At 67.4% G+C, this 13,906-nt stretch carries 11 protein-coding genes; 3 read left to right on the plus strand and 8 right to left on the minus strand.

The window, feature by feature from the left end:
- Nucleotides 1–196 precede the first annotated feature (196 nt).
- Nucleotides 197–1,663, minus strand: coding sequence for a glutamate synthase subunit beta (locus tag SBI67_RS05235; RefSeq protein ID WP_318979491.1), 1,467 nt, complete (start codon nucleotides 1,661–1,663; stop codon nucleotides 197–199).
- Entirely contained in the window at nucleotides 1,656–6,278 is a 4,623-nt protein-coding gene (gene gltB / locus SBI67_RS05240; protein ID WP_318979492.1) for a glutamate synthase large subunit, read from the minus strand. Before gltB ends, SBI67_RS05235 begins: the two co-directional genes overlap by 8 nt.
- 581 nt (nucleotides 6,279–6,859) lie before the next feature.
- On the opposite strand from gltB, the gene SBI67_RS05245 reads away from it, so the two are divergent.
- Both SBI67_RS05245 and aqpZ read left to right on the plus strand, forming a co-directional pair.
- The gene (locus SBI67_RS05245; protein WP_318979493.1) at nucleotides 6,860–7,672 is read left to right on the plus strand and encodes a PaaI family thioesterase; all 813 of its coding nucleotides are present in this window, start codon (nucleotides 6,860–6,862) and stop codon (nucleotides 7,670–7,672) included.
- Between the two features lie 224 nt (nucleotides 7,673–7,896).
- Complete coding sequence (gene aqpZ / locus SBI67_RS05250) at nucleotides 7,897–8,667, plus strand: aquaporin Z (RefSeq protein ID WP_318979494.1); 771 nt, start codon at nucleotides 7,897–7,899, stop codon at nucleotides 8,665–8,667.
- Here the strand turns inward: aqpZ and SBI67_RS05255 are convergent, their stop codons facing one another.
- Nucleotides 8,668–9,552: a DNA-3-methyladenine glycosylase family protein gene (locus tag SBI67_RS05255; protein WP_318979495.1), complete on the minus strand. Its 885-nt coding sequence runs from the start codon at nucleotides 9,550–9,552 to the stop codon at nucleotides 8,668–8,670.
- A 25-nt stretch (nucleotides 9,553–9,577) separates the two neighbouring features.
- Nucleotides 9,578–9,937: a DUF427 domain-containing protein gene (locus SBI67_RS05260; RefSeq protein ID WP_318979496.1), complete on the minus strand. Its 360-nt coding sequence runs from the start codon at nucleotides 9,935–9,937 to the stop codon at nucleotides 9,578–9,580.
- A gap of 65 nt (nucleotides 9,938–10,002) precedes the next feature.
- Between SBI67_RS05260 and SBI67_RS05265 the strand changes: the two genes are divergently transcribed.
- Nucleotides 10,003–10,479: an SRPBCC family protein gene (locus tag SBI67_RS05265; protein WP_318979497.1), complete on the plus strand. Its 477-nt coding sequence runs from the start codon at nucleotides 10,003–10,005 to the stop codon at nucleotides 10,477–10,479.
- A gap of 7 nt (nucleotides 10,480–10,486) precedes the next feature.
- Here SBI67_RS05265 and SBI67_RS05270 read toward each other — a convergent pair whose 3' ends face one another.
- The 4 genes from SBI67_RS05270 to SBI67_RS05285 all read right to left on the minus strand — a co-directional run bounded on the left by SBI67_RS05270 (nucleotide 10,487) and on the right by SBI67_RS05285 (nucleotide 13,903).
- Entirely contained in the window at nucleotides 10,487–11,209 is a 723-nt protein-coding gene (locus tag SBI67_RS05270; protein ID WP_318979498.1) for a glycosyltransferase, read from the minus strand.
- 179 nt (nucleotides 11,210–11,388) lie between these two features.
- Nucleotides 11,389–12,267 carry a class I SAM-dependent methyltransferase gene (locus SBI67_RS05275; RefSeq protein ID WP_318979586.1) on the minus strand — a complete coding sequence of 293 codons (879 nt, stop codon included), beginning with the start codon at nucleotides 12,265–12,267 and terminating at the stop codon, nucleotides 11,389–11,391.
- 108 nt (nucleotides 12,268–12,375) lie between these two features.
- Nucleotides 12,376–13,392 (minus strand): NAD-dependent epimerase/dehydratase family protein, encoded by a 1,017-nt coding sequence (locus tag SBI67_RS05280; RefSeq protein ID WP_318979499.1) that lies wholly within the window; start codon nucleotides 13,390–13,392, stop codon nucleotides 12,376–12,378.
- 1 nt (nucleotide 13,393) lies between these two features.
- Nucleotides 13,394–13,903, minus strand: coding sequence for a nuclear transport factor 2 family protein (locus tag SBI67_RS05285; RefSeq protein WP_318979500.1), 510 nt, complete (start codon nucleotides 13,901–13,903; stop codon nucleotides 13,394–13,396).
- Nucleotides 13,904–13,906 lie beyond the last annotated feature (3 nt).

The following is a 13,906-nucleotide window of genomic DNA, read 5'->3' on the forward strand; positions in this document are numbered from 1 at the left end:
CCGGCAATAAATCGGATGTTTTTCCTGTGACTGGAGTTGCTGGAGTGGCGACGTGCGATCGTTCCGAGACCGGCCTGTGCCGCGAAATTGTCGTCATCGCGGTGTTCTGCGGGTGCAGACCGCAACAACAACAATCTCGCGGCAATCAGGTCACGCGCTAGCGCTCATCGCGACCCGAGGCTCTTCGCGCGAGCGCTCATCGCTGCGGAGCGGCGGTGGGTTTGATCGGTGCCGGCAGCGCCGACTCCCCCATCAGGAAACGGTCCACCGCGGCCGCCGCGGCCCGGCCCTCGGCGATCGCCCACACGATCAGCGACTGCCCCCGGCCCATATCGCCGGCGACGAACACACCGGGCACGGTCGTCTGGAAGTCGCCGTCACGCGCCACGTTGCCGCGCTCGGTGAACTCCACACCCAGATCGGTCAGCAGACCCTCGCGCTCGGGACCGACGAAGCCCATCGCCAGGAACACGATGTCGGCGTCCAGCTCGAAATCGGTGCCGGGCACCTTCTCGAACTTGCCGGCCTTCATCTCGACCTCGTGCACCTTCAGCGAGGACACCTTGCCGTCGCTGCCGACGAACTGCTCGGTGTTCACCGAGAACACCCGCTCGCCGCCCTCTTCGTGCGCCGAGGACACCCGGAACATCAGTGGGTAGGTCGGCCACGGCGTCGAGTCGGCCCGGGTCTCCGGCGGGCGCGGCATGATCTCGAACTGATGCACGCTGGCCGCGCCTTGGCGGTGCGCGGTGCCCAGGCAGTCGGCCCCGGTGTCACCGCCACCGATGATGACGACCTTCTTGTCCTTGGCGGTGATCGGCGGCTGCCCGTCCGGCCCGGCCACATCATCGCCCTGCTGCAACCGGTTGGCCCACGGCAGGTACTCCATGGCCTGGTAGATGCCGTCGAGCTCGCGGCCGGGAATCGGCAGGTCGCGCCAGGCGGTTGCCCCGCCCGCCAGCACCACCGCGTCGAAGTCCTCGTGCAACTGCTCGACGCTCAGGTCGACGCCGACGTTCACCCCGGTGCGGAACTGGGTGCCCTCGGCCGCCATCTGCTCCAGACGGCGGTCGATGTGGCGCTTCTCCATCTTGAACTCGGGGATGCCGTAGCGCAGCAGACCACCGATGCGGTCGGCACGCTCGAACACCGTCACCTCATGCCCGGCCCGGGTCAGCTGCTGGGCGGCGGCCAGGCCCGCGGGCCCGGAACCGACAACGGCGACCTTCTTACCGGTCAGCACGTCCGGCGGCAGCGGCTTGACCCAGCCCTGCTCCCAGGCGTTGTCGATGATCTCGACCTCGACCTGCTTGATGGTCACCGGATCCTGGTTGATGCCCAGCACGCACGACGCCTCGCACGGGGCGGGGCAAAGCCGTCCGGTGAACTCCGGGAAGTTGTTGGTGGCGTGCAGGCGCTCGATCCCGTCGCGCCAGCGGCCGCGGAACACCAGGTCGTTCCACTCCGGGATCAGGTTGCCCAGCGGACAACCGTTGTGGCAGAACGGGATACCGCAGTCCATGCAGCGTGACGCCTGCACCTGCAGGGTGTCCTTGGAGAAGTCCTGGTAGACCTCTTTCCAGTCCTGCAGCCGCAGGTCCACCGGACGACGAGCGGGCGTCTCGCGCTGGGTGTGCTTGAGGAAACCGTTGGGATCAGCCACGAGCCGCCGCCATGATCGCCTCGTCGACGTCGGCCCCGGCCGATTCGGCCTCCGCGATCGCCGTCAGCACGCGCTTGAAATCACGCGGCATCACCTTCACGAACTTCGACTGATGCGCCGGCCAGTCGGCCAGAATCCGATGTCCGACAGCGGAATCGGTGGCATCCACATGAGCGCTGATCATCCCGTGCAACCATTCGAGATCAGCGTCGTCCAGTGCGTCAAGATCGACCATCTCCCCATTCACGTTGTTGGGCAAGGATTTGTCCGGGTCGTACACGTAGGCGACACCGCCGGACATACCGGCGGCGAAGTTACGTCCGGTACGCCCGAGGATGACCACCTTGCCGCCGGTCATGTACTCGCAGCCGTGGTCACCGACACCCTCGACGACGGCGTGGGCACCGGAGTTACGGACGGCGAACCGCTCGCCCACCACTCCGCGCAGGAACGCCTGCCCACTGGTGGCGCCGAACAGGATCACGTTGCCGCCGATGATGTTGTCCTCGGCGACATAGTCCGCCGGAGCACTGGCCGACGGTCGTACCACCAGGCGGCCGCCCGAAAGACCCTTGCCCACATAGTCGTTGGCGTCGCCGCGGACCCGCAGGGTGATACCCCGCGGTACGAACGCGCCGAAGCTGTTGCCGGCCGAACCGTCGAACGTGATGTCGATGGTGCCGTCCGGAAGCCCCTCGCCGCCATAGACTTTCGTGACCTCGTGGCCGAGCATGGTGCCGACCGTTCGGTTCACGTTGGCGATCTTGGTGGTGAAGCTCACCGAGGTGCCGTTGTCGATGGCCTCCCGGCACTGCGCGATCAGCTGCTGGTCCAGGGCCTTGTCCAGCGCATGGTCCTGGGTGGACGTGCAGTACAGGTCCTGGTTCATGAACGCCGACTCGGGCTCGTGCAACACCGGACTCAGGTCGAGCTTGTGCGCCTTCCAGTGCTCAGCGGCACGCTGGGTGTCCAGCGCGCCCACCTGACCGACCATCTCGTTGACGGTGCGGAAGCCGAGCTTGGCCATCAGCTCGCGCACCTCCTCGGCGATGAACAGGAAGAAGTTCTCCACGAATTCCGGCTTGCCGTTGAACCGCTGCCGCAGCACCGGATTCTGGGTGGCCACGCCCACCGGGCAGGTGTCGAGGTGGCAGACCCGCATCATGATGCAGCCCGAGACCACCAGCGGCGCGGTGGCGAAACCGAACTCCTCGGCGCCGAGCAGCGCAGCGACCACGACGTCGCGGCCGGTCTTGAGCTGACCGTCGACCTGCACCACGATGCGGTCGCGCAGGCCGTTGAGCAGCAGCGTCTGCTGTGTCTCGGCCAGGCCCAGCTCCCACGGGGCGCCGGCATGCTTCTGGGAGGTCAGCGGGGTGGCACCGGTGCCACCGTCATGACCGGAGATGAGCACCACGTCGGCGTGCGCCTTGGAGACACCGGCCGCAACCGTACCCACGCCGTTCTCGGACACCAGTTTCACGTGAATCCGCGCGGACGGGTTGGCGTTCTTCAGGTCGTGGATCAGCTGCGCCAGATCCTCGATCGAATAGATGTCGTGGTGCGGCGGCGGCGAGATCAGGCCCACGCCGGGCGTCGAATGCCGCACCTCGGCCACCCACGGATACACCTTGTGCCCCGGAAGCTGGCCGCCCTCACCGGGTTTGGCGCCCTGGGCCATCTTGATCTGGATATCGGTGCAGTTGGTCAGGTAATGGCTGGTGACACCGAAGCGGGCCGAGGCCACCTGCTTGATGGCGCTGCGGCGCCAGTCGCCATTGGCGTCGCGCTCGAAGCGCTCGACGTTCTCGCCGCCCTCACCGGAGTTGGACCGACCACCCAACCGGTTCATCGCGATGGCCAGCGTCTCGTGCGCCTCGGCCGAGATCGATCCATAGCTCATCGCGCCGGTGGAGAAGCGCTTGACGATGTCACTCGCCGGCTCCACCTCGTCCAGCGGAACAGGTTCGCGGACGCCTTCTTTGAACTTCAGCAGGCCGCGCAGCGACGCCATCCGCTCGCTCTGGTCGTCGACCAGCTTGGTGTATTCCTTGAACACCGAGTACTGCCCGGTGCGGGTGGAATGCTGGAGTTTGAACACCGTGTCCGGGTTGAACAGGTGGTATTCGCCCTCGCGACGCCACTGGTATTCGCCACCGACCTCGAGCTCGCGGTGCGCCCACTCGTCCGGCCGGTCCAGGTAGGCCAGCTCGTGCCGGGTGGCCACATCGGCGGCGATATCGTCCAGGTCGATCCCGCCGGTGGGGCAGTGCAATCCGGTGAAGTACTCGTCCAGCACGCGCTGGCTGATGCCGACGGCCTGGAACAACTGGGCACCGGTGTAGGACGCCAGGGTGGAGATGCCCATCTTGGACATCACCTTCAGCACACCCTTACCGGCCGCCTTGACGTAGTTCGCCTTGGCCTGATCACTGGTCAGACCCGTGATGATGCCGCGGTCGACCATGTCCTCGATGGACTCGAAGGCCATGTACGGGTTGATCGCGGCCGCACCGAACCCACACAGCATGGCCATGTGGTGCACCTCGCGGGCGTCACCGGACTCGACGACCAGGCCCACCTGGGTGCGGGTGCGCTCCCGGACCAGGTGGTGATGCACCGCGGCGACCGCCAGCAGCGACGGGATGGGCGCCAGCCACTCGTTGGACTCCCGGTCGGAGAGCACGATGATGCGCGCCCCGTTACGGATGGCCTGCGATACCTTCGCGCGGACCTCTTCCAGGGCGCGCCGCAAACCGGGGCCACCATCGGCGACCGGATACAGGCAGCCCACCACCGCGGCCCGCATACCGTGCTTGCGGCCGCGGATCTCGTGGTCGGGGTCGACGTGGATCAGCTTGGACAGCTCGGCGTTGCGCAGGATCGGCTGCGGCAGCACGATCTGGCGGCACGAGTTCTCATCGGGGTTCAGCAGGTCGCCCTCGGGCCCGATGACGCCTTCCAGGCTGGTGACCACCTCTTCACGGATGGCATCCAGCGGCGGGTTGGTGACCTGGGCGAAGAGCTGCTGGAAGTAGTCGTAGAGCATCCGGGGACGCTGCGAGAGCACGGCGATGGGGGTGTCGGTGCCCATCGAGCCCAGCGCCTCGGCGCCGGTCCGCGCCATGGGCGCCACCAGCAGGTTGAGCTCCTCGTAGGTGTAGCCGAAGGCCTGCTGACGCAGCACGACGCGATGGTGCGGCATCTTGACGTAGTCGCCGGGCGGCAGATCGTCGAGGTGGAACTGTCCGGCATCCAGCCACTCCTGGTACGGATGCTCGGCGGCCAGCTCGGCCTTGATCTCCTCGTCGGAGACGATGCGGCCCTGCGCGGTGTCCACCAAGAACATCCGGCCGGGCTGTAGACGCAGCCGCTGCACCACCGTCGACGGGTCCAGGTCGAGCACGCCGGCCTCCGACGCCATCACGACCAAGCCGTCCTTGGTGACCCAGATCCGCGACGGCCGCAGACCGTTGCGGTCCAGCACCGCGCCGACGACGGTGCCGTCGGTGAAGCACACCGAGGCCGGACCGTCCCACGGCTCCATCAGCGAGCCGTGGTAGCGGTAGAACGCCCGGCGGGCCGGGTCCATGTCCTGGTTGCGCTCCCACGCCTCGGGAATCATCATCAGCACCGCGTGCGCGATGCTGCGCCCGCCCAGGTGCAGCAGCTCCAGGACCTCGTCGAAGCGCGCGGTGTCCGAGGCCCCCGGGGTACAGACCGGGAAGATCTTGTTCAGGTCGTTGTGGTACCCGAACACGTCGGTGTGGATCAGGGCTTCGCGCGCCCGCATCCAGTTCTCGTTACCGGTGACGGTGTTGATCTCACCGTTGTGCGCCACCCGGCGGAACGGATGGGCCAACGGCCAGGACGGGAACGTGTTCGTGGAGAACCGCGAGTGCACGATGCCCAACGCGCTGGTCAGCCGCTCGTCCTGCAGATCCAGGTAGAACGCCCGCAGCTGCGGAGTGGTGAGCATGCCCTTGTAGACCAGGGTCTGCCCGGAAAGACTTGGGAAGTAGACGGTTTCGCGACCCGGACCATCCTGGCCGGGGCCCTTGGTGCCCAGCTCGTGCTCGGAGCGCTTGCGGATCACGTAGGCGCGGCGCTCCAGGTCCATCCCGGAGGCCCCGCCGATGAAGACCTGACGCAGCGTCGGCATGGCGTCGCGGGCCAACGCGCCCAGCGAGGAATCGTCGGTGGGGACATCGCGCCAGCCGAGCATCGTCAGGCCCTCGGCCTCGACGATCTTCTCGACGGCCTCGCAGGCCAGTTTGGCGTCACGGGCGGACTGCGGCAGGAAGGCGATGCCGGTGACGTAGCTGCCCTCCTCGGGCAGCTCGAAGTCCCCTTGCTCTTTCAGGACGGCCCGCAGGAACGCGTCGGGCACCTGCAGCAGGATGCCCGCACCGTCGCCGGTGTTGGGTTCGGCCCCGGCGGCACCGCGGTGTTCCAGGTTCAGCAGGGCCGTGATGGCCTTGTCGACGATGTCGCGGCTGCGTCGGCCATGCATGTCGGCGACCATGGCCACACCGCATGAATCGTGCTCGTAAGCGGGGTTGTACATACCCCGAGGACGTGAGGAGCCCTGAAAACTCCCGGGCACTGGTCCCATCCGGATACCACCTGACCCTTTACTCTCTTACCCGGCTTGCGTGAAGCCGGGTGTGTTGCTGCCTGCTGTGACCAGCGGCATCCGCCGGCGTTCCGGCCAGGCGATCGCGGTGCCTTTCGTGCAGCATTGAACGACGGCCAGTCCCGCTCGCCTTGAGTTGGGAAAACGATATGACAAGCACCGCCTGACATGCCAACTTAGTCAGACCTAACTAAGCTGGTCGGTAACCTCACGCCCGGGGATGCGCCGCCACCGGCGCGGGCCCGTAAGCTCTTGTGGCCCTTACCCTTTCACCCCCCTGAGGGATACCCTCAGGGACACGGCGACTGGCCGTCGACCCGCATCGCTGTTTGCTAATATCTGCCATCCATGCCACCAAGCAGCGCGAACAATTGCTGGTTCATTTGCTCAAAGACTGTTCAGATTCTTAGGCATCGGTACACCCGCGCCGATCACTGACCCCACCCGCAACACCAGGCACACTGGTTCGCGCCCGCTCCGCCCGCCTCGAGCGCCTGCCCACGCGCCGTGCCAAGCTGACGGCAATGTCTCGTTCAGCGTCTGGTTCAGCAGCTAGCCCCATGACGGGCCCGTTCCCGCCGCACACCGCCCCGGGCCGGTTCGGCATCGTCAACCTGGCCGCCACCGCGCAGCGCTGCGCTGCGACCATGCCCGTGGCCGGGATGCGTAATCCGTTCACCGGCGCCGCGAGTGTGGCAGCGCTGGCGGTGCTCGTGGACCACATCGCCGGCTTCGCCAACCATCTGCGCCGCCCGGACGGGCACTGGACGGTGTCCAGCGAGCTGACCGTGGAGTTCACCCCCGACGCGCACGCCGTCCTGGCCGCCGACCCGACCACCCCGGTGCTGGCCGAGAGCCGGGCCGTCGGCGCCGCGGCGGCCACCTCGTTGTCGATCTGCGACCTCAGCCACCGCGGCATCGCCATCGGGGTGGGAACGGTCCGGACGTTCTACATCACCACCTCGGCGTCAGCACTGCCGGACGACGACCGCCCCGGCGCGCCGGCGGCGGTCCCCACCGCCCTCGACGAGTTGATGGCCGTCGAGGTGGGCGAGGCCGGCGGCCCCGGCCCGCTGCTGGTCCAGCACGCCGAGCCGGCGGTGAACAACAGCTTGGGCGCGGTGCACGGCGGCGTGGCCGCCGCCGGGCTGGAACTGGTGGCCGCCGCCGCGCTCAACGCCGACCGGGCCGACCGTCCGCTGCACACCGCGTCGCTGCGGGTGAACTATCTGCGCCCGCTCGTGTCCGGTGGCCGCGCGCATTACACGGCGACGGCGTTGCACAGCGGACGCAGCAGCGGCGTGGCCGACGCCCAGGCGTTCGACACCGATGGCCGGCCGGCGTTGGTAGGCAGGGTCACCGCGTATCTGTGACGGCTTGCCCGGTGCTCCCCATGGCGATGATCACCATCGGCATGGCGTATCTTCTGATGAGCCAGACTCCCTATGCGGCGCAGCGTTTCGATCGCGGCAGCGGCCCCGAGTCTAGAAACCGTCTCTAATCAGCCAAGTTTCGGACACATTGTTCCTTGCTGGGTCCAGCGCGCCACTGGGCGTGCGACTCTCGCGGTACGGCATATCCAGCAAAGGAGCTCGTCATGTCAAGACCGACCATGCAACACAGGCTGGCTGCGGAATTCATCGGCACGTTCTGGCTGGTCCTCGGTGGCTGCGGAAGTGCGGTGTTCGCCGCCAAATTCATCGCCGGCGACGGAACCTCCTTGGGCATCGGATTCCTCGGAGTCGCCTTGGCATTCGGTCTCACGGTACTCACCGGCGTGTACGCTTTCGGCACCATCTCCGGAGGCCATTTCAACCCGGCCGTGACGCTGGGGGCGGCACTGGCCCGGCGGGTGGAATGGTCGGCACTGCCGCTGTATTGGGTGGCTCAGGTGCTCGGCGGCCTGGTGGCCGGAGGTGTCATCTACTTCGTGGCCAGCGGCCAGAGCGGCTGGAGCGCCACGGGCAACATGGCCGCCAACGGTTACGGCGCACACTCGCCCGGCGGGTTCTCGTTGGTGGCCGTGCTCGTCACCGAGATCGTCTTGACGGCGGTCTTCCTGTTGGTGATTCTCGGGTCCACCGACGACCGGGCGCCCAAGGGCTTTGCCGGCCTTTCCATCGGCCTCACGCTCACCCTCATCCACCTGATCTCCATCCCCATCTCGAACACGTCGGTGAACCCGGCGCGATCGACGGCGGTGGCGTTCTTCAACGGCGACGGTGCGCCGGCCCAGCTGTGGGCGTTCTGGGTGGCTCCACTGGTCGGGGCGGCGATTGCCGGCGTGGCCTATCCGTTCCTGTTCGGTGTGGCCGAACAGCTCGCCGACCGACCGGACCGCGACGACGCCCTGGAGCAGGCCCGCTAGTTACAAGGCCTTCAGGTCCGGAATGGCCTGGCGTGCACCGAATCTCGGGTTGCGCGCCAGGCCGCTGGCCTCGAGTAGCCGGATCGCACGCTGGCGGTGCGGGCGCAGGGGTTCCAGCAGCGCGACCATGGCGGCATCGTCGATCCGATAGCCCAATAACGTCATTCCCACCATGTTGGACAGGTGATAGTCCCCCACCGAGATGACGTCGGCGTCCCCGAACGCGCGCTGCATGGTCTCGGCCGCGGTCCACTCGCCCACCCCTGGCATCGACCGGAAGCCCGCCGCGGTGCGGCACCGCTCCAGGGCGTCGGCCCGCTGCGCACAGCCGACGATGGTGCGGGCCCGGCCCGGATCGATGTTGGCACGGTGGAACTCCCAGGACGGGATACGCCGCCATGCCTCGGCCGCAGGCGGAACCCGCATGCCGGCCGGCGCCGGCCCCGGCGCGGGCGCACCGTACTTCGTCACCAGCAGGCGCCAGCCGCGGAACGCATCCTTACCGGCCACCCGCTGCTCGATGATCGCCGGGATCAGCGCCTCCAGTACCCGGCCGGTGCGACCCAGCCGGAGGTGCGGCACCCGCTCGTGGGCCTTGGCGATCGTCGGCTCGACGGGGTGGAAATCCGAGGCATCGTCGTCGGCGCCGAGCAGCGCGGGCAACCCGTCGAGGAACTCGTCGGCGCCGGGCCCCCATGCCTCGCATTCGGCGACGGTGCGGCTGCTGCTGATCCGGGCCGTCACGGGTCCGCTGCGCATCAGGCTGGTCCGCCAGATGACGCCGTCCACGACGCGGAAGCACGGGTCCCCGTAGCCACGACGCAGCGGCGACAACGTCAGCAGGGGGCTGACGGGTCCTGGGAAGGCCACACTGCCGGTGGGCACCGCACCAGATTACGGGTGTGGCCGGTCAGCCCACGACGATGTCGGCCTTGTCCGGGTAGAACGCGACCCGACCGGCGATCGCGGCCACCGCCGGATACGGGTCCTCGTAGACCCAGAGCGCGTCGGGCACTCCGGCCACGTCGTAATAGGCGGCCTCGCCCTTGTAGGGACAGTAGGTCGCGGTGTCGCTGCGGGTCAGCACGGTGGCGTCGACGTCAGCCATGGGCAGGTACTGAACCGCCGGATAACTCGCCTCCTGCAAGGTCACGGCGTTGCGGGTATCGGCGACGACGACGCCGTCCACCCGGACCGTGACGCGCAGGCCGGTGGGTGTGATGGTGATGGGGTGTTGCGGACCGGGCTGCAGCACGGGACGTTCACTCATAGGGTCAACAACGCATCGCCTCGGGTGTGTGATTCCCGCCACCGGCCGGGTTTAGCATCATCGCCATGGTTACCACCGGACCGGCCACCGCAGGCGCCGAGGTCAGTATCGCCGCCTCCCCCGAGGCGGTCTACGCCCTGATCACCGACCTGCCCACGCTGGCCGAACTGGCCGAGGAGACGCACGCGATGGAGTGGGTCAGCGGCCACGCGGTGACCGCCGGGGCGGTGTTCAAGGGGCACAACCGCAATGGCGCCAAGAAGTGGACCACCAAGTGCACGGTCACCGCGGCCGAGCCGGGCCGGACCTTCGCCTTCGACGTCAAGTCCACCGGTATGCCGATCGCGCACTGGCGTTACGACATCACGGCCGCCGACGGCGGCGGGTGCACCGTGACCGAGCGAACCTGGGATCGCAGGCCCGGCTGGTTCAAACCGCTGGCCGGGTTGGCCACCGGTGTCTCGGATCGGGATACGGCCAACGCCGAGCACATCGTGGCCACCCTGGCGCGGCTGAAGGCCAGGGCCGAGTCCACCGGTTAGGGCCGACTCAACGGACCACTTCCCACTCCCGGCTGACCGAACGCTGGAAGAAGAACACCGTGAACGAGTTGGTGAACCATTGCCACAGCAGGCTGGGCCACCCGATCTCGTGGGCCCGCCGCCCGGTGTGGAACACGGCCAGCCGACCGTCGAAGCGGGTCCGCCCGATCCGGGACAGCCGGCGGAACAGATCCATGTCCTCGGCGGCGACCAGTGATTCGTCGAAGCCGTCGACGGCGTGGAAGGCCTCCGCGGTGATCATCTGGAACTCCCCGCCGGACCCGCCGACACCCAGGATGTTGTTCTGGAATCGGAATTGCAGCCCGAGCATCGTGAAAACCCACCGGTCGAACCACGTACTGGCCTCGGGCAGCACGCGGTACTTGACGGTCAACGCCACGAGCTTCGAGCGCCGCTTGAACTGCTCCAGCGCCATCCCGAAGAACTCGTCGATATCGGGGATCACCACGTCGGCATCGAGGAACACGTAGAAGTCACCCCGGGCCGCCGCGGCGCCCATGTTTCTGGCCTGCCCGATGGTCTGACGGGCCGGCAGGTCGTGCACCACGACCCGGTCGGCGTACCGCTGACCGATCGCGATGGTGGCATCGGCGCTGTTGCCGTCGGACACGATGACCTCGTGCTCCCCGGAGAACGAGGTCACGTTGCGTAGCGTCCGCTCCAGCGTCTTCTCTTCATTCAGCGTCGGTATGACGAACGAGATCACCACGCCTCCTCCCTGTCGGCACCGATCAAACAGGGAATTGCTGCCGATTGGCTGTGGCAAAGCGGGAACCGGACTGTGAGTCACGCATGCCATCGGCATGTGACCCAGATCATTAGCTATCGCAACATTTTTCGGTGCGGCTTCCATCCCGGAACGCCGACTGCCCGAGACCGTGGCAAAGTCTAGAACGCGTAGCGGTGATACTGCGCCATGTACTTGGTGGCCGGCAGAGCCGACATCACCCGGGCCATCAGTCGCAGCGGCAGGGACACCTGCCGGAAACTGGCCGTCTCGAAGGGGGATTGCCAGGCCAGCAGTCGCACTCCGGGGACTGCCGCGATGATCTCCTGGGGTCTGTCGATCCCCCAGTACAGCGTCGCCCCGGCGTTGCGCACCACCGCGTTGGTCCACTGCGCCTTGATACCGAATCGGCTGAAGGCATCGAATTGCAGTTCTCCGGAGGGGAACCGGGCGACGATGCGCCGGAGCAGCGCCGTACCGTCGGCCTCGGTGAGGTACATGGTCAGTCCCTCCCCGAGCATCAGGACCGGGCGATCCGTCGGAATGTCGGCCAGCCAAGCCGGATCGGTGACCGAAGCCGGGATCACCCGATACCGCGCTGCGCTCGCCCCTGGAATTTCCCCCGTCGCTGCGCTCGCCCCTGGCCTTTCCCCCGTCGCTGCGCTCGCCCCGGGCCTTTCCCCCGTCGCTGCGCTCGCCCCGGGTTCACTTGAGTAGAGCCGCTCACGCAGGGCGACGACCTCGGGATAGTCGATGTCGTACCACCACACCCCCGGTCCCGGGCTCACCCGGAAGAACCGGCTGTCCAACCCGCAACCCAGGTGCAGCACGACCGCCTCGGGGTGGACGGCCAGAAACTGGCGGGTCCAGTCGTCGAAGTGAGCAGAGCGGGTCGTCACGGCCGGTGACCGGCCGGCGGTCATCGTCGTGCGGGTCCAGTCGTAGTCGATGCGATCGACGATCTGCCTGGCCCAGCGATCGTGCAGGATCGAATTCGGCAGGTCGGCGTCGATCGCTTTGGCGTAGAAGGTGGCGAGCATGGTCTGCGGCGCACCGCGCAGGTCGACCTTGACATTGTCGGTCACCAGCCGAGGCTAACGCCGCCGGGACCGCACATCGGCCGCGCTGAACACCCGCCGGCGTGGTGTTCAGCCGGTCTTGCTCGTGCGCCGCGCCTGCCGCAGACCCACCCAGAACCGGGCCGCTTCGCGGATGGCGTTCTCCACCGGCGTTGGCTCCCAACCGAGTTCGCGCCTGGCCTTGGTGCAGTCCACCGGGGCTTCGGCGCGCATGAGGCGCACCGAGGCCAACGACAGCTTTTCGTCGGTACCCTTCAGCTTGCCTTTGAGGGTGCCGATCGCCGCCAGCAGATAGGTCAGCGGCAGCGGGATCGACTTCGCCGGCGCGGGCACACCGGCGGCCTCGGCGGCGATCCGTGCCACCTCGGCATTGCTGATCATCTTGTCCGAGATCAGGTAGCGCTCCCCGACCCGGCCCAACGCGGCAGCCTTGATCAGGGCGCGGGCGGCATCGTTGACGCCGACCGCCTCCAACTCGATTCCGCTCATCACGAAGGGCAATTTGCCGAAGGCGGCGCCGGCGATGATCTCACCGTGTGGGGTGCGGCCCCAGTCCTTGCCGCCGTAGGTGGTGGATACGCACATGGCCACCGCGGGCAGCCCGCGCTCACGCGCGTACTGCAGCACCAGATTCTCGGCTTGCACGCGTGAGCGCACGTACGGCGTCACGCCCCGTTCCGAGATGACATCGTCCTCGGTGGCCACCCGGCCACGCCGCCGACCCACCGTGGCGTAACTGCTGGTGAACACGAATTTCTGCAAGCGCGAAGCGATTTCGGGTTCCATGGCGATGTCCAGGACGTTGCGCGTGCCGTCGACGTTGGTACGGAACAACGGGGACGGATCGCGCAACCACCCGCGGGTGTCGACGACGCAGTAGTAAACGACGTCGACTCCGGTCATCGCCGCGCGGAGCACGTCGTCGTCCCAGATATCGCCGACGAAACGCTGCACCTGCAGATCGTCGATGCCCACGGTGTTGGCGCCCTGGCGCACCGTCACCCGGACGTCTTCGCCGTCTTCGACCAGACAGCGCACCACATGGGAACCCAGGTACCCGTTACCGCCGATCACCAAGGACGTCATGTCATCTGCCCCCTCTGCCCATCTGCTGCATCCAGGCCGCCGCCTCGTCGGGCAACGTGCCCAGTTCCTTTGCCTTGTTGCACCACTTCATGGCGGCCGACACAAACCGCAGCGGGTTGTAGATGTCCTCCTGGCGGCGCCACAGGCCGTCACCGGCGTAGGTGACGATCGAGATGTTGGTGGCGCTGATGATGGTGCCGTCGCCGGGATCGCGCATCGGGTTGTCCAATTCGCAGATCACCCGGCCGGCGGCCTCGTCGATCACCGTCCACAGGGACGGGAAGGCCGTCATGTGGTTGCCGGGAAAAGACTCCATGGTCTTCCAGATCCACGGGCGCACCTGCTCACGGCCGCGCATGGTGCCGGCGGCATGCTCGACGTATTCGACGTCCTCGGTGTATTGGTCGACCCAGGGATCCCAGTTGCGGGTCTGCGCGGCGCGGTCCACGGTGTGCTCGAAGATCGCGAACGCCTCGGTCAGCTCATCGCGGGTGAACAACCTGCTCGTCACACC

The organism is Mycolicibacterium chengduense, assembly GCF_033741155.1.
Taxonomy (GTDB): domain Bacteria; phylum Actinomycetota; class Actinomycetes; order Mycobacteriales; family Mycobacteriaceae; genus Mycobacterium.

Excerpts from the sequence above, each read along its gene's own strand:
- gltB (WP_318979492.1), bottom strand. The coding sequence starts at position 6,278 with ATGGGACCAGTGCCCGGGAGTTTTCAGGGCTCCTCACGTCCTCGGGGT.
- SBI67_RS05245 (WP_318979493.1), top strand. The coding sequence starts at position 6,860 with ATGACGGGCCCGTTCCCGCCGCACACCGCCCCGGGCCGGTTCGGCATC.
- aqpZ (WP_318979494.1), top strand. The coding sequence starts at position 7,897 with ATGTCAAGACCGACCATGCAACACAGGCTGGCTGCGGAATTCATCGGC.
- SBI67_RS05260 (WP_318979496.1), bottom strand. The coding sequence starts at position 9,937 with ATGAGTGAACGTCCCGTGCTGCAGCCCGGTCCGCAACACCCCATCACC.
- SBI67_RS05265 (WP_318979497.1), top strand. The coding sequence starts at position 10,003 with ATGGTTACCACCGGACCGGCCACCGCAGGCGCCGAGGTCAGTATCGCC.
- SBI67_RS05275 (WP_318979586.1), bottom strand. The coding sequence starts at position 12,267 with ATGCTCGCCACCTTCTACGCCAAAGCGATCGACGCCGACCTGCCGAAT.
- SBI67_RS05280 (WP_318979499.1), bottom strand. The coding sequence starts at position 13,392 with ATGACGTCCTTGGTGATCGGCGGTAACGGGTACCTGGGTTCCCATGTG.